The organism is Escherichia sp. TW09308 (assembly GCF_000208565.1).
In the GTDB taxonomy this organism is placed as follows: Bacteria; Pseudomonadota; Gammaproteobacteria; order Enterobacterales; family Enterobacteriaceae; genus Escherichia; species Escherichia marmotae.
Window position 1 is genome coordinate 1143233 of the sequence record NZ_AEME01000001.1, and the last position, 17003, is coordinate 1160235.

Sequence of the window (17003 nt, forward strand, 5' to 3'; positions counted from 1 at the left end):
TGCGGAGTAAATGCTTTATCCGGCCTACTGGAGCGTTTGTAGGCCTGATAAGGCGCGGCAAGCGTCGCATCAGGCATTGGCATCGTTGCCGGATTCGGTGCGATCCGGCTTACAATCTCACTTATTCTGCGTATGCAGCATATAGTTCACATCAACGCCGGGGCCGAGCTTAAAGGAGTTAGTGAGCGGGTTGTAATGCAGCCCGGTCATATGACGTTCTTTTAAACTGGTCTGATCCACCCAACCCAGCAGTTCTGCCGGTTTAATAAACTTCTTCACGTCGTGCGTGCCTTTTGGCACCATGCGCAAAATATATTCCGCGCCGACTACCGCCATCAGCCACGACTTGCCGTTGCGGTTAAGCGTTGAGAAAAAGACATCGCCGCCCGGTTTTACTAATTGCGCACAGGCTCTGACCACTGACTGCGGATCGGGAACGTGCTCCAGCATCTCCATGCAGGTTACCACATCATACTGTCCGGCATGCTTTGCCGCGTGCTCTTCAACGGTTTCCTGCACGTACTCCACCTGAATGCCGCTTTCCAGTGCGTGAAGTTTTGCTACCTGCAATGGCTCAAAGCCCATATCCAGACCGGTCACTGTCGCGCCTTCTCGCGCCATACTCTCAGCCAGAATGCCGCCGCCACAACCGACATCAAGCACCTTTTTGCCAAATAAACCGCCGGAACGCTCGGCAATATAGCCCAGACGCAGCGGGTTAATGCGGTGCAGTGGTTTGAACTCGCCTTCCAGATCCCACCAGCGGGAGGCGACGGCTTCAAATTTAGCGATCTCTTCGTGGTCTACGTTATGGTTTACCGGCGATTTTTCGGCATTCATTGGCACTTCTACTCCGTAATTGGCAAGACAAGCGAGTATATCAGGCATTGCAGGTGAATAAAGCGTATAGGTTTACCTCAATCTGCGCGGCTGTGTTATAATTTGCGACCTTTGAATCCGGGATACAGTAGAGGGATAGCGGTTAGATGAGCGACCTTGCGAGAGAAATTACACCGGTCAACATTGAGGAAGAGCTGAAAAGCTCCTATCTGGATTATGCGATGTCGGTCATTGTTGGCCGTGCGCTGCCAGATGTCCGAGATGGCCTGAAGCCGGTACACCGTCGCGTACTTTACGCCATGAACGTACTAGGCAATGACTGGAACAAAGCCTATAAAAAATCTGCCCGTGTCGTTGGTGACGTAATCGGTAAATACCATCCCCATGGTGACTCAGCGGTCTATGACACGATCGTCCGTATGGCGCAGCCATTCTCGCTGCGTTACATGCTGGTAGACGGTCAGGGCAACTTCGGTTCTATCGACGGCGACTCCGCGGCGGCAATGCGTTATACGGAAATCCGTCTGGCGAAAATTGCCCATGAACTGATGGCCGATCTCGAAAAAGAGACGGTCGATTTCGTTGATAACTATGACGGCACGGAAAAAATTCCGGACGTCATGCCGACCAAAATTCCTAACCTGCTGGTGAACGGTTCTTCCGGTATCGCCGTAGGTATGGCAACCAACATCCCGCCGCACAACCTGACGGAAGTGATCAACGGTTGTCTGGCGTATATCGAAGATGAAGACATCAGCATTGAAGGGCTGATGGAACACATCCCGGGACCAGACTTCCCGACGGCAGCAATCATCAACGGTCGTCGTGGCATTGAAGAAGCTTACCGTACCGGTCGCGGCAAGGTGTATATCCGCGCGCGTGCCGAAGTGGAAGTTGACGCCAAAACCGGGCGTGAAACCATTATCGTCCACGAGATTCCGTATCAGGTGAACAAAGCTCGCCTGATCGAGAAGATTGCGGAGCTGGTAAAAGAAAAACGCGTGGAAGGCATCAGCGCGCTGCGTGACGAGTCTGACAAAGACGGTATGCGCATTGTGATTGAAGTTAAACGCGATGCGGTCGGTGAAGTGGTGCTCAACAACCTCTACTCCCAGACCCAGTTGCAGGTTTCTTTCGGTATTAACATGGTGGCATTGCATCATGGTCAGCCGAAGATCATGAACCTGAAAGACATTATCGCAGCGTTTGTCCGTCACCGCCGCGAAGTGGTGACGCGTCGTACCATCTTCGAACTGCGTAAAGCGCGCGACCGTGCTCATATCCTTGAAGCATTAGCCGTGGCGCTGGCGAACATCGATCCGATCATCGAGCTGATCCGTCATGCGCCGACCCCGGCAGAAGCGAAAACTGCGCTGGTTGCCAATCCGTGGCAGTTGGGCAACGTTGCCGCGATGCTGGAACGTGCGGGCGACGATGCTGCGCGTCCGGAATGGCTGGAGCCACAGTTCGGCGTGCGTGACGGTCTGTACTACCTGACCGAACAGCAAGCTCAGGCGATTCTGGATCTGCGTCTGCAGAAACTGACCGGCCTTGAGCACGAAAAACTGCTCGACGAATACAAAGAGCTGCTGGATCAGATTGCTGAACTGCTGCGTATTCTTGGCAGTGCCGATCGCCTTATGGAAGTGATCCGTGAAGAACTGGAACTGGTTCGTGAACAGTTTGGTGACAAACGTCGTACTGAAATCACGGCTAACAGCGCTGATATCAACCTGGAAGATCTGATCACCCAGGAAGATGTGGTCGTAACGCTTTCTCACCAGGGCTACGTGAAGTATCAGCCGCTTTCGGAATACGAAGCGCAGCGTCGTGGCGGGAAAGGTAAATCTGCCGCACGTATAAAAGAAGAAGACTTTATCGACCGGTTGCTGGTGGCGAACACCCACGATCATATTCTGTGCTTCTCCAGTCGTGGTCGCGTTTATTCGATGAAGGTTTATCAGTTGCCTGAAGCCTCTCGTGGTGCGCGTGGTCGTCCGATCGTTAACCTGTTGCCGCTGGAACAGGACGAACGTATCACCGCCATTCTGCCGGTGACCGAGTTTGAAGAAGGCGTGAAAGTCTTCATGGCGACAGCTAACGGCACTGTGAAGAAAACCGTCCTCACCGAATTCAACCGCTTGCGTACCGCTGGTAAAGTGGCAATCAAACTGGTTGAAGGCGATGAACTGATTGGCGTTGACCTGACCAGCGGCGAAGACGAAGTGATGTTGTTCTCCGCTGAAGGTAAAGTGGTGCGCTTTAAAGAATCTTCTGTTCGCGCGATGGGCTGCAACACCACTGGTGTTCGCGGTATCCGTTTAGGCGAAGGTGATAAAGTCGTATCTCTGATCGTTCCACGTGGTGATGGTGCAATCCTTACCGCAACGCAAAACGGTTACGGTAAGCGTACTGCGGTGGCGGAATACCCAACCAAGTCGCGTGCGACGAAAGGGGTTATCTCCATCAAAGTCACTGAACGTAACGGGTTAGTGGTTGGTGCGGTGCAGGTAGATGACTGCGACCAGATCATGATGATCACTGATGCCGGTACGCTGGTGCGTACACGTGTTTCGGAAATCAGTGTGGTTGGTCGTAACACTCAGGGCGTTATCCTCATCCGTACAGCGGAAGATGAAAACGTGGTGGGGCTGCAACGTGTCGCAGAGCCAGTTGACGACGAAGAGCTGGATACTATCGACGGCAGTGCTGCGGAAGGGGACGATGAAATCGCTCCGGAAGTGGACGTTGACGACGAACCAGAAGAAGAATAATTTCATCGCTTCATGCCAAAAGGGAGCTGTTTCCCTTTTTTGAATTGAAAAGTCCAGACTGCAAAGTCTGGGCTTTTGTCGTATTAGGGCGCGATAAAGTTTTACATCGCCCATAAAAAATGGCTGGTTTTACACAAGGAATGTGGCAATGAGTGGTGAAAAAAAGGCGAAAGGCTGGCGGTTTTATGGCCTTGTAGGTTTTGGGGCAATAGCACTGCTTTCCGCAGGCGTCTGGGCATTGCAATACACTGGCAGTGGAGCAGAAAAAACCTTGTCACCACTGGTGGTGCACAACAATCTGCAAATCGATCTCAATGAGCCGGACCTCTTTCTCGACAGCGACTCTCTAAGCCAGCTCCCCAAAGATCTCCTCACAATTCCTTTTCTCCATGATGTTTTAAGCGAAGATTTTGTTTTTTATTATCAGAACCATGCCGACCGTCTGGGCATTGAAGGCAGCATTCGCCGCATTGTCTATGAACACGATCTCACGCTGAAAGATAAGTTATTTTCCTCGTTGTTAGACCAGCCTGCGCAGGCGGCGCTGTGGCACGATAAACAGGGACATTTTTCACATTATATGGTGCTGATTCAGCGCAGTGGCTTAAGTAAATTACTGGAACCGTTACTGTTTGCTGCCACCAGCGACAGCCAGTTAAGCAAGACGGAAATCAGCAGCATCAAGATAAATAATGAAACTATTCCTGTTTATCAGTTGCGCTATAACAGCAATAACACACTGATGTTCACGACTTATCAGGACAAAATGCTGGTTTTCTCCAGTACGGATATGCTGTTTAAAGACGACCAGCAGGATAGCGAAGCGACGGCGATCGCGAGTGATTTGTTGAGCGGCAAAAAACGCTGGGAAACCCGCTTTGGCCTGGAAGAGCGTACTGCCGGAAAAACACCAGTACGTCAGCGTATCGTGGTTAGCGCAAATTTGCTGGGCTTTGGCTACCAGCGACTTATCCCATCTTTTGCCGGTGTGCGCTTCGAAATGAACAACGACGGCTGGCACAGCTTTCTGGCATTAAATGATGGATCCGCCAGTGTAGATGCCAGTTTCGATTTCACTCCGGTATGGAACAGTATGCCTGCTGGTGCCAGCTTCTGCGTAGCTGTGCCGTATTCGCACGGTATTGCCGAAGAGATGCTTTCGCACATCAGCCAGGAAAACGACAAGTTGAACGGGGCGTTAGATGGTGCAGCCGGACTGTGTTGGTATGAAGACTCAAAACTGCAAACACCGTTATTTGTTGGTCAGTTTGATGGCACAGCCGAACAGGCGCAACTACCAGGGAAACTGTTTAGCCAAAATATCGGCGCGCACGAAAGCAAAGCGCCGGAAGGTGTACTGCCGGTGACGGAAACACAACAAGGAGAGGCCAGAATATGGCGTCGGGAAGTCAGTTCTCGTTACGGCCAGTACCCAGCCGCACAGGCAGCACAACCTGAACAACTTATGTCAGCGTCCTTTTTCCGTGTGTCGCTGGCGATGCAAAATAAAACGTTGCTTTTCTCCCTGGATGACACGCTGGTGAATAACGCATTGCAAACACTGAATAAAACGCGACCGGCAATGGTGGATGTAATTCCGGTCGATGGTGTGATTCCGGTTTATGTGAATCCGCAAGGTGTGGCGAAATTGTTGCGCAACGAAACGCTGACCAGTCTGCCGAAGAACCTCGAACCGGTTTTTTATAATGCCGCGCAAACTTTATTAATGCCGAAGCTGGACGCTTTATCTCAACAACCTCGCTATGTCATAAAGCTGGCTCAGATGGAACCCGGTGCCGCCTGGCAGTGGATACCTATTACCTGGCAGCCACTATGAGACACGGGTTGCTGGCGCTGATCTGTTGGCTGTGTTGTTTTGTTGCCCATAGCGAAAGGCTGAATGTCGAACAATCGGGGCTATTTCGCGCCTGGTTTGTGCGCATTGCACAAGAACAACTACGCCAGGGGCCAAGTCCGCGTTGGTATCAGCAGGATTGTGCGGGACTGGTGCGCTTTGCGGCGAACGAGGCACTGAAAGTTCACGACAGCAAATGGCTAAAAAGTAACGGTATAGAAAGTCAGTATTTGCCGCCAGAGATGACGCTAACACCTGAACAGCGGCAACTGGCACAAAACTGGAATCAGGGGAACGACAAAACCGGCCCCTATGTGACAGCGATTAATTTGATTCAGTACAACAGCCATTTTATTGGCCTGGACATAAACCAGGCGCAGCCTGGCGATATGATTTTTTTCGATCAGGGCGATGCCCAGCATTTAATGGTCTGGATGGGGCGTTACGTCATCTACCACACCGGAAGCGCTACGAAAACTGACAACGGAATGCGCGCAGTCAGTCTGCAACAACTTATGACATGGAAGGACACCCGATGGATACCCAACGATTCCAATCCCAATTTTATTGGCATTTATCGTTTAAATTTTCTGGCGCGATAGCGGCCTGTCTGTGCTTGTCTCTCGCAGGGACGGGGCTTGTTAACGCTGATGACTCACTCCCTTCCAGCAATTATGCGCCACCTGCCGGGGGAACATTCTTTTTGCTCGCTGACAGCAGTTTTAGCAGCAATGAAGAGGCTAAAGTGCGGCTGGAAGCTCCGGGTCGTGATTATCGGCGTTATCAGATGGAAGAATACGGCGGCGTGGATGTTCGCCTGTATCGTATTCCTGACCCAATAGCGTTCCTGCGTCAGCAGAAAAACCTGCATCGCATTGTGGTACAGCCGCAATATCTGGGCGACGGTCTGAACAATACGCTGACCTGGCTGTGGGATAACTGGTACGGCAAATCTCGCCGCGTGATGCAGCGTTCTTTCTCTTCTCAGTCGCGGCAGAATGTAACTCAGGCATTACCGGAATTGCAGCTTGGCAATGCCATCATCAAACCTTCCCGTTATGTACAAAACAACCCGTTTTCACCGCTGAAGAAATACCCGCTGGTGGAGCAGTTTCGTTACCCACTATGGCAGGCAAAACCAGTCGAGCCACAACAAGGCGTAAAACTGGACGGTGCATCCAGTAATTTCATCTCGCCGCAGCCGGGCAATGTCTATATTCCTCTCGGCAAACAAGAGCCTGGACTGTACCTCGTCGAGGCGATGGTAGGCAGTTATCGGGCGACAACAGTGGTATTTGTTTCCGATACCGTGGCGCTCAGCAAAGTGTCGGGTAACGAACTTCTGGTGTGGACCGCTGGCAAAAAGCAGGGTGAAGCGAAGCCTGGCTCCGAGATCCTGTGGACTGACGGTTTTGGCGTGATGACTCGCGGTGTTACTGATGACAGCGGTGCCTTGCAGTTACAACATATATCGCCTGAACGTTCATACATTCTTGGTAAAGATGCTGAAGGCGGCGTTTTTGTATCCGAGAATTTCTTCTACGAAAGCGAAACCTATAACACCCGTTTGTATATCTTTACCGACCGCCCGCTATACCGCGCAGGCGACCGTGTTGATGTCAAAGTGATGGGGCGCGAGTTTCACGGCCCGCTGCATTCATCCCCTATCGTAAGTGCTCCGGCGAAACTCTCGGTGCTGGATGCCAACGGTAGTCTGTTGCAAACCGTCAATGTCGCGCTTGATGCGCGTAATGGCGGGCAGGGGCGTTTCCGCCTGCCAGAAAATGCCGTTGCCGGAGGTTATGAGTTACGCCTGGCTTACCGCAACCAGGTCTATAGCAGCAGTTTTCGCGTGGCAAACTACATCAAACCGCATTTTGAGATTGGCTTAGCCCTCGACAAAAAAGATTTCAAAACTGACGAAGCGGTCAGCGGTAAACTACAACTGCTCTACCCAGATGGTGAGCCAGTAAAAAATGCTCGGGTGCAGTTAAGTTTGCGCGCCCAACAATTGTCGATGGTTGGCAACGATTTGCGTTATGCCGGGCGTTTCCCGGTGTCGCTTGAAGGCAGCGAAACGGTTTCAGACGATAGCGGTCATGTGGCGTTAAATCTTCCCGCTGCCGATAAACCGAGCCGTTATTTATTAACTGTCTCCGCCAGCGACGGCGCGGCGTATCGTGTTACCACCACCAAAGAGATCCTCATTGAACGCGGTCTTGCACATTACACTCTAAGCACCGCCGCACAATACAGCAAAAGTGGCGAGCCGGTGGTGTTCCGTTATGCCGCGCTGGAGGCTTCAAAACAGGTTCCCGTTAAGTACGAGTGGTTGCGTCTGGAAGACCGCACAAGCTACAGCGGTGACCTGGCGTCTGGCGGTAAATCCTTCACCGTTAATTTCGATAAACCCGGCAACTACAATCTGACTTTGCGTGATAAAGACGGCCTGATCCTCGCCGGGTTAAGCCATGCGGTCAGCGGTAAGGGCAGCATGGCGCATACCGGTACGGTAGATATTGTGGCGGATAAAACGCTCTACCAGCCCGGCGAAACCGCGAAGATGCTGATCACTTTCCCGGAACCGATTGATGAAGCGTTGCTGACGCTGGAGCGTGATCGCGTTGAACAGCGGTCGCTGTTATCGCAACCAGCAAGCTGGCTAACACTGCAACGTTTAAACGATACCCAGTATGAAGCCCGCGTTCCGGTGAGTAATACCTTTGCGCCTAACATCACCTTTTCGGTGCTGTATACCCGTAACGGGCAGTACAGTTTTCAGAATGCCGGGATCAAAGTCGCCGTTCCCCAGTTAGATATTCGGGTGAAAACGGGCAAAACCCATTACCAGCCAGACGAACTGGTAAATGTGGAATTAACCTCATTGCTGAAGGGCAAACCTGTTTCTGCACAACTAACGGTTGGCGTGGTCGATGAAATGATCTACGCGCTGCAACCGGAGATTGCGCCAAATATCGGCAAATTTTTCTATCCGCTGGGGCGTAACAATGTGCGTACCAGTTCCAGCCTGTCATTTATCAGCTACGACCAGGCACTCTCCAGCGAGCCGGTTGCGCTAGGAGCAACAAACCGCAGCGAGCGGCGAGTGAAAATGCTGGAACGCCCACGGCGCGAAGAGGTTGATACCGCGGCATGGATGCCATCGCTAACAACGGACAAACAAGGCAAAGCATATTTCACGTTCCTGATGCCGGATTCGTTAACCCGTTGGCGCATTACCGCACGTGGGATGAACGGCGACGGGCTGGTCGGGCAGGGGCGTGCTTATTTGCGCTCGGAAAAAAATCTCTACATGAAGTGGAGTATGCCAACGGTGTATCGCCTGGGCGACAAACCGGCGGCAGGGCTGTTTATTTTCAGTCAGCAGGATAACGAACCGGTAGAGCTGGTAAGTAAATTTGCGGGTGTTGAAATGCGCCAGACGCTGACGTTGCATAAAGGGGCTAACTATATTTCGCTGACGCAGGACATTCAGCAATCTGGTTTGCTAAGCGCAGAATTGCAACAAAATGGGCAAGTGCAGGACAGCATTAGCACAAAACTGTCTTTTGTTGATAACACCTGGTCCGTTGAACAGCAGAAAAACGTCATGCTCGGCGGTGGCGATAACACGCTGATGTTGCCAGAGCTGGCGAGTAACATCCGACTACAAAGCAGCGAAACGCCGCAGGAGATTTTCCGTAATAACCTCGACGCGTTAGTCGATGAACCCTGGGGGGGCGTAATCAACACCGGTAGCCGTCTACTCCCCCTAAGCCTTGCCTGGCGTGCGCTTGCCGATCATCAGAGTGCTGCCGCCAACGACATTCGTCAGATGATTCAGGATAACCGTTTGCGGCTGATGCAACTGGCGGGGCCAGGCGCGCGCTTTACCTGGTGGGGTGAAGATGGCAATGGCGATGCCTTCCTGACAGCATGGGCATGGTATGCCGACTGGCAGGCCAGTCAGGCGCTTGGCGTAACGCAACAACCTGAATACTGGCAGCATATGCTCGACAGCTACGCAGAGCAGGCGGATAACATGCCGTTACTGCATCGGGCGCTGGTGCTGGCGTGGGCGCAGGAGATGAATCTGCCGTGCAAAACGTTGCTGAAAGGGCTGGATGAAGCGGTTTCCCGGAAAGAAATCAAAGCGCTCTCAGAGGAAGACACTCGTGATATCAATGATAGCCTGATCCTCGATGCGCCAGAGTCTTCGCTGGCGGATGCGGTGGCAAACGTTTTAACCATGACGTTACTGAAAAAAGCACAGTTGAAGTCCACTGTCATGCCACAGGTCCAGCAGTATGCGTGGGATAAAGCGGCAAACAGCAACCAACCGCTGGCGCACACGGTTGTGTTGCTTAATAGCGGTGGCGACTCCACCCAGGCTGCGGCCATTTTAAGTGGTTTAACCGCCCAGCAATCCAGTATCGAACGTGCACTGGCCATGAACTGGCTGGCGAAATATATGGCAGCGATGCCTCCCGTAGTGTTACCCGCACCTGCGGGCGCATGGGCTAAACAAAAGGCGACTGGCGGGGGCGAATACTGGCGTTGGGTTGGTCAGGGGGTGCCAGACATTCTCTCTTTTGGTGACGAATTATCGTCGCAAAACGTGCAGATCCGTTGGCGTGAACCGGCAAAAACTGCTCAACAAAGTAACATTCCGGTGACCGTTGAACGCCAGTTGTATCGGCTGATCCCGGGGGATGAAGAGATGAGCTTTACTCTGCAGCCGGTTACCAGTAGTGAGATTGACAGCGATGCGCTGTATCTCGATGAAATCACTCTCACCAGTGAGCAGGATGCGCCGCTGCGCTACGGTCAGGTGGAAGTACCGCTACCGCCGGGAGCTGATGTTGAACGGACAACGTGGGGCATCTCAGTCAACAAGCCCAACACCGCGAAACAGCAGGGGCAGTTGCTGGAAAAAGCGCGTAATGAAATGAGCGAGTTGGCTTATATGGTGCCGGTGAAAGAATTTGCAGGAACGGTCACTTTCCACCATCTGCTGCGCTTCTCGCAAAAAGGGCAATTCGTTCTACCGCCCGTTCGTTATGTGCGTTCCTATGCGCCTGCGCAGCAAAGCGTTGCGGCAGGTAGCGAATGGCGCGGGATGCAGGTGAAATAAGTGAACTGGCGCAGAATCGTCTGGCTATTGACGCTGGTTACGCTGTCAACGTTTGCGGAGGAGACGCCGTTACAACTGGCACTGCGGGGGGCGCAGCATGATCAACTGTATCAGTTGACGCCATCGGGCGTGACAAACGTCTCTACGCTACCTGACACGCTCACTACGCCGTTAGGGAGCTTATGGAAGCTGTATGTTTATGCCTGGCTTGAGGATACTCATCAGCCGGAGCAGCCCTACCAGTGTCGCGGTAACTCTCCGGAAGAAGTCTATTGCTGTCAGGCGGGGGAGAGCATTACGCGCGAAACGGCGTTGGTGCGTTCCTGTGGTCTCTACTTTTCGCCGCAGCGGTTGCACATCGGTGCGGATGCGTGGGGGCAATACTGGCAACAGCGCCAGGCACCAACCTGGTTAGCATCGCTTTCTACGCTGAAACCCGAAACGTCGGTAACCGTTAAATCGTTGCTTGATTCACTGGCGACGTTACCTGCGCAAAACAAAGCCCAGGAAATATTACTGGACGTGGTGCTGGACGATTCGAAAATTGGCGTAGCGTCCATGCTCGGTAGTCGGGTACGAGTGAAAACCTGGAGCTGGTTTGCCGATGATAAACAGGAAATCCGTCAGGGCGGTTTTGCTGGTTGGTTAACTGATGGTACGCCGCTATGGGTTACAGGCAGCGGCACCAGCAAAACGGTATTGACCCGTTACGCGACGATTCTTAATCAGGTTTTGCCTGTACCGACGCAAGTTGCCAGTGGGCAATGTGTACTGGTGGATCTGTTTGCTCGTTATCCGGTGAAAAAAATCACTGCGGAAAAGAGTACGACGGCAGTAAAACCCGGCGTGCTCAATGGGCGCTATCGAGTGACGTTTGCCAATGGTAACCATATTACGTTGGTCAGCCACGGTGAGACGACCTTACTTACGGAAAATGGCAAACTGAAATTGCAGTCGCATCTCGATCGTGAAGAGTACGTTGCCAGAGTGCTGGATCGCGAGGCGAAAAGTACGCCCCCTGAGGCAGCGAAAGCCATGACCGTGACGATTCGCACATTTTTACAGCAAAACGCCGATCGGGAAGGCGATTGCCTGACAATCCCGGACAGCAGCGCCACTCAGCGCGTTTCTGCTTCGCCAGCCACCACGGGCGCGCGGACGATGACCGCCTGGACGCAGGATCTCATCTATGCGGGCGATCCGGTTCATTATCATGGCAGCCGCGCTGCTGAAGGAACGCTGTCCTGGCGGCAAGCCACCGTCCAGGCGGGGCAGGGAGAGCGTTACGACCAGATACTCGCCTTTGCTTATCCCGACAACAGCCTTAGCCGCTGGGGAGCACCACGCTCTACTTGCCAGTTATTACCGAAAGCGAAAGCCTGGCTGGCGGAAAAAATGCCACAGTGGCGGCGCGCGTTACAAGACGAGACGGGGTACAACGAGCCAGACGTATTCGCGGTGTGCCGTTTAGTCTCGGGGTTCCCCTATACCGATCGGCAGCAAAAAAGGCTATTTATTCGTAATTTTTTTACACTTCAGGATCGACTGGATTTAACTCATGAGTACCTGCATCTTGCCTTTGATGGATACCCCACCGGGCTGGATGAGAACTATATCGAAGCGCTGACCCGACAATTATTAATGGACTAATGCTATGCGAAAGATATTTCTTCCGTTGTTACTGGTGGCACTTTCGCCTGTTGCCCACAGCGAAGGAGTGCAGGAAGTCGAAATTGATGCACCGCTTTCTGGCTGGCATCCGGCAGAGGGTGAAGATGCCAGTTTTTCACAATCGATCAATTACCCCGCGTCGTCCGTCAATATGGCTGATGATCAAAATATCTCTGCGCAGATCCGCGGCAAAATAAAAAATTATGCTGCGGCGGGCAAAACCCAGCAGGGGCGATTGGTGGTCAACGGTGCCAGTATGCCGCAGAGAATTGAATCTGATGGTTCATTTGCGCGCCCTTATATTTTTACCGAAGGCAGCAACAGTGTGCAGGTCATCAGCCCCGATGGGCAAAGCCGACAAAAAATGCAGTTTTACTCTACACCGGGGGCTGGTGCAATTCGCGCGCGTTTACGGTTAGTTCTTTCATGGGATACGGATAATACCGATCTCGATCTCCATGTCGTCACGCCGGATGGTGAACACGCCTGGTACGGTAATACAGCGCTGAAAAATAGTGGCGCACTGGATATGGATGTCACGACAGGTTACGGACCAGAGATTTTCGCTATGCCTGCGCCGATTCACGGGCGCTATCAGGTGTATATCAACTACTATGGCGGACGCAGCGAAACGGAATTGACGACTGCTCAACTGACGCTCATCACTGATGAAGGCTCGGTCAATGAAAAACAGGAAACTTTTGTTGTCCCGATGCGTAATGCTGGTGAACTGACGCTGGTGAAAAGTTTTGACTGGTAATTAATGAGGTTACCTTCACTGTCGTTGTTTAAGAAAACGCCCGATGACTTTCGCTATCGGGCGTTTTTGTTTATTAATTCAACCGTTCAATCACCATCGCAATTCCCTGACCACCACCAATACATAGCGTTGCCAGCCCCAGCGTTTTATCGCGTGCCTGCATTGCATGTAACAGAGTGACCAGAATACGTGCACCGCTGGCACCGATAGGATGCCCGAGCGCGATAGCCCCGCCGTTAACATTCACTTTCTCAGGATCAAAGCCCAGGGTTTTCCCTACGGCAAGGAACTGCGCAGCAAACGCTTCATTGGCTTCGATAAGATCAATATCTGCCAGTTGCAGCCCTGCCAGTTGTAACGCTTTTTGCGTGGCAGGTACTGGCCCCATTCCCATCAACGCGGGAGCCACGCCGCCGCTGGCATAGCTTTTAATGCGAGCCAGTGGTTTAAGGCCTGCCGCCAGCGCCGCCGATTCTTCCATAATCACCAGTGCGGCAGCACCGTCGTTAATGCCTGAAGCATTCCCGGCAGTGACCGTTCCGGCTTTGTCGAAGGCCGGGCGCAATGCAGCCAGAGCTTCTGCAGTAGAATCTGCTTTCGGGAATTCATCGCGATCGAAGACGATGGTTTTCTTCCGTGTGACGACATTTACCGGGACAATTTCGGCTGTAAAAGCACCAGATTCAATTGCCGCTGTCGCTTTACGCTGTGAATTTAGTGCCAGTTCATCCTGCATTTCACGGGTAATTCCGTACTCTTTGGCCACGTTTTCGGCGGTAATCCCCATATGATAACCGTGGGTGGCGCACATCAGACCATCGCGCAGGATTACGTCATAAACCTGACCGTCTCCCAGACGATAACCTGAGCGTGCTTTTGCATCGAGTAAGTAGGGCGCTAAACTCATGTTCTCCATTCCACCCGCGACGATGCTCTGCGCCTGACCGGCCTGAATCGCCTGGGCGGCAAGCGCCACGCTTTTCAGACCCGAGCCACACACTTTGTTGATCGTAAATCCGCACACCGTTTCTGCCAGCCCGCTTTTAAGCAATGCCTGACGCGCCGGGTTTTGCCCTAAACCCGCCTGCAGGACGTTACCCATAATCACTTCATCTACGTGTTGTGAGTCAATTTTTGCGCGTTCAATGGCGGCCTGGATCACCGTTGCCCCTAGATCGATAGCGCTGGTGGAGGCGAGTGAACCGTTAAAACTACCGATGGCAGTACGTACCGCACTGACGATGACACAATTTTTCATTTTATATTCCTTCTGTCTGTAGAGTTGCCGTCAGAACAGCGTTAAACCAATGACGAAAATGACGCCGGAGAAGAGCAGGGCAGTGATGCAATAGCCCATGATGTCGCGGACACCGAGTCCGGCGATTGCCAGTGCTGGCAGCGCCCAGAACGGTTGGGCCATGTTCATCCATTGCTCGCCGTAGGCGATCGCCATTACGGATTTACCCAGATCTGCGCCCAGTGCCTGGGCTGCGGGTATCACAAATGGCCCCTGAATAACCCAGTGACCACCGCCAGAAGGTACGGCGAAGTTGATCAGCGCAGAGCTAAAGAAGGTCATTACCGGGAAGGTGTCCTTATTGGCGACATTGATGAAAAATTCGGTAATGAGTCCGCCGAGGCCTGAGTGTTCCATCATTAACTGGATCCCGGCGTAGAAGGGGAATTGCACCAGAATACCGGCGGTACTGCGTGCTGCCGCACTGATAGCACGCATATAAGCCATTGGTGTTTTATGCAGTAGCAGGCCCGCAATCATAAACATCAGATTGACGGTATTTATGGTGATGTTGAAACCATGTTCGATGAAGTACATCGCCAGGTAAGCGATACCGAGTGCACCAATGATCAACGTCAGGATGCGACTTTCCTCCAGTCGCTCGGATGGTGGGGCATCTTTCGGTAGCTGCTTCTGAAAATCAGCCTCTTCCTGGAGTAGTTTCGGATCGATACTCACCACGTCTGACGGTTTTGGCATCATCATGCGGGTGATAAACGGCATCACCACAATCAATGCCACAGTGATGAAAATGTTAAAACCACTGAACAGAGTATCGCCCACCGGGATAAGCCCGGCGATATGCTCAACCGGGTTGCCCGGTGTGGCAGCCAACAGAGGCATTGAGCCAGAGAAGCCGCCGCCCCAGGTGAGAAAACCAATGTAGGCGCAGGCAATGAGCAACGGATAATCAGAACCGGGTACTCGCCGGGCGACTTCACGGGCGAACATTGCGCCAACAACCAGACCAAATCCCCAGTTGATGACACAAGCGACTGAGCCAAAGAAAGTGACCAGCATGACGCCCTGTACGGGCGTCTTTGCAGCGGAGGCGGCAGTACGCAGCAAGCTTTTCACCGGAGCGGAGCTGGCAAGGGCATGACCGGTAACGATGATAAGCGCCATCTGCATACCGAACGCCAGCAAGTTCCAGAAACCGTCACCCCACATTTTCACCATGTTGATCGGCGTTTGTGGTGTTAACCAAAGCGCGATCACGAATGTTAGCAACGTCAGCAACATGGCAAAGATCAGGGGATCGGGAAGCCACCGGCTGACAAAACGCGTCATAAAACGCGAGATGCGACCAATCATAAATCACCCCGTTGCGTATTCAGATCGGTGGCTACTTCAAAATGAGCTTCGGTTTTGGCACGCACGGTGGCTAAATCACATCCGTCGGCAATTTCGGTGAGCCACATTTTGCCGTCAACGAAACGAAAGACTGCCAGTTCTGTTACCAGCATATGCACCGCGTGTTGCGCAGTGAGCGGCATGGTGCAGCGGCGCAAGATTTTTGGTGAACCATCTTTGGCGCAATGTTCCATGGCAATGATCACTTTGCGCGACCCGGTCACCAGATCCATCGCTCCACCCATACCGGGCACCATTTTCCCAGGCACTACCCAGTTCGCGAGGTTGGCTTCTTCGTCTACCTGTAAACCACCGAGCACGCAGGCATCAATATGGCCGCCGCGGATCAGTGCAAATGACATGGCGCTGTCAAACATGGCTGCTCCAGGCAAAACACCGCATGGCTGTCCGCCAGCGTTCACCAGATCAGGGTGTGCCGTTGTCACCGGGCCTAGCCCCAAAAAACCGTTTTCCGATTGCAGAGTGATATGAATGCCTTCTGGCAAATAGTTGGCGACCATCGTCGGCAGACCAATGCCCAGATTCACGATGTCACCATCACGAAGCTCTTGCGCCACACGGCGCGCAATACGTTGTTTCGCATCCATTATTTGCTCTCCTGTGAAACGATGATGTGGTCGATAACGGCACCAGGGGTGACAATATGGTCAGGTTGCAACTCTCCGGTTTCGACCAGTTCATCTGGCTCTACCAGCGTGATATCAGCCGCAAGGGCAATCAGGGGGTTAAAGTTGCGGGCGCTAAGTTGATAGGTCAGGTTGCCAAGTGTGTCGCAACGATGAGCGCGAATTAGCGCCAGGTCGGCGCGCAGTGGACGCTCAAGTAACCAGGTTTTGCCGTCGAGTGTCAGCGTCTGTTTGCCTTCCTCTACGACGGTTCCGACACCGGTTGGAGTGAGAAAGCCACCAAGTCCGGCACCACCACAGCGAATTTGCTCGATTAGCGTACCTTGTGGCACCAGAACGACGTCCATTTCACCAGATATCATGCGCCGACCTGTTTCCGGGTTGGTGCCGATATGTGAAGCAATCACTTTGCGGACACGACCATTGACGATGAGCGGGCCGATGCCGGTATCAACAAACGCGGTATCATTGGCTATCAATGTCAGGTCGCGAACGCCTGATTCCAGTAATGCTTCAACCAGGCGGGATGGAGTGCCAATCCCCATAAATCCGCCCACCATGATGGTCATGCCGTCACGAAAGAAGCCGGAGGCGTCTTGTAATGTCATCAATTTTGTTTTCATTATTTATCCCTCTTGCATACACCGTTGTGGGTACAATCAGGGAATAGCA

General features: G+C 52.7%; 11 protein-coding genes. 6 read left to right on the forward strand and 5 right to left on the reverse strand.

What is annotated here, in order from left to right:
- Positions 1-117: 117 nt before the first annotated feature.
- A complete protein-coding gene (ubiG, locus tag ESM_RS0105615; protein WP_000990777.1) occupies positions 118-840 on the reverse strand; it encodes a bifunctional 2-polyprenyl-6-hydroxyphenol methylase/3-demethylubiquinol 3-O-methyltransferase UbiG in 723 nt (240 codons plus the stop codon).
- A gap of 146 nt (positions 841-986) precedes the next feature.
- On the opposite strand from ubiG, the gene gyrA reads away from it, so the two are divergent.
- From gyrA to ESM_RS0105645, 6 genes are all read left to right on the forward strand, one after another.
- The gene (gene gyrA / locus ESM_RS0105620; protein WP_001281278.1) at positions 987-3614 is read left to right on the forward strand and encodes a DNA topoisomerase (ATP-hydrolyzing) subunit A; all 2628 of its coding nucleotides are present in this window, start codon (positions 987-989) and stop codon (positions 3612-3614) included.
- A 148-nt stretch (positions 3615-3762) separates the two neighbouring features.
- Positions 3763-5451 carry a DUF2138 domain-containing protein gene (locus tag ESM_RS0105625; protein WP_000012329.1) on the forward strand — a complete coding sequence of 563 codons (1689 nt, stop codon included), beginning with the start codon at positions 3763-3765 and terminating at the stop codon, positions 5449-5451.
- Positions 5448-6071 (forward strand): DUF1175 domain-containing protein, encoded by a 624-nt coding sequence (locus tag ESM_RS0105630; RefSeq protein ID WP_001215752.1) that lies wholly within the window; start codon positions 5448-5450, stop codon positions 6069-6071. Before ESM_RS0105625 ends, ESM_RS0105630 begins: the two co-directional genes overlap by 4 nt.
- Positions 6005-10603, forward strand: a complete 4599-nt coding sequence (locus ESM_RS0105635; RefSeq protein ID WP_010376868.1) for an alpha-2-macroglobulin family protein — start codon at positions 6005-6007, stop codon at positions 10601-10603. The genes ESM_RS0105630 and ESM_RS0105635 overlap by 67 nt, the downstream gene beginning before the upstream one ends.
- Positions 10604-12253 carry a YfaQ family protein gene (locus ESM_RS0105640; RefSeq protein WP_001104573.1) on the forward strand — a complete coding sequence of 550 codons (1650 nt, stop codon included), beginning with the start codon at positions 10604-10606 and terminating at the stop codon, positions 12251-12253.
- A gap of 4 nt (positions 12254-12257) precedes the next feature.
- Positions 12258-13034 carry a YfaP family protein gene (locus ESM_RS0105645; protein ID WP_001225842.1) on the forward strand — a complete coding sequence of 259 codons (777 nt, stop codon included), beginning with the start codon at positions 12258-12260 and terminating at the stop codon, positions 13032-13034.
- A 73-nt stretch (positions 13035-13107) separates the two neighbouring features.
- On the opposite strand, the gene atoB is transcribed toward ESM_RS0105645, so the two are convergent.
- The 4 genes from atoB to atoD are packed head-to-tail and all read right to left on the reverse strand — an operon-like array spanning position 13108 to position 16954.
- Positions 13108-14292: an acetyl-CoA acetyltransferase gene (atoB, locus tag ESM_RS0105650; RefSeq protein WP_000786557.1), complete on the reverse strand. Its 1185-nt coding sequence runs from the start codon at positions 14290-14292 to the stop codon at positions 13108-13110.
- A 30-nt stretch (positions 14293-14322) separates the two neighbouring features.
- Positions 14323-15645: a TIGR00366 family protein gene (locus ESM_RS0105655; protein ID WP_000580268.1), complete on the reverse strand. Its 1323-nt coding sequence runs from the start codon at positions 15643-15645 to the stop codon at positions 14323-14325.
- On the reverse strand, positions 15642-16292 hold the full coding sequence (gene atoA / locus ESM_RS0105660; protein WP_000339068.1) for an acetate CoA-transferase subunit beta: 651 nt from the start codon (positions 16290-16292) through the stop codon (positions 15642-15644). Before atoA ends, ESM_RS0105655 begins: the two co-directional genes overlap by 4 nt.
- The gene (atoD, locus tag ESM_RS0105665; protein ID WP_000850523.1) at positions 16292-16954 is read right to left on the reverse strand and encodes an acetate CoA-transferase subunit alpha; all 663 of its coding nucleotides are present in this window, start codon (positions 16952-16954) and stop codon (positions 16292-16294) included. The genes atoA and atoD overlap by 1 nt, the downstream gene beginning before the upstream one ends.
- Positions 16955-17003 lie beyond the last annotated feature (49 nt).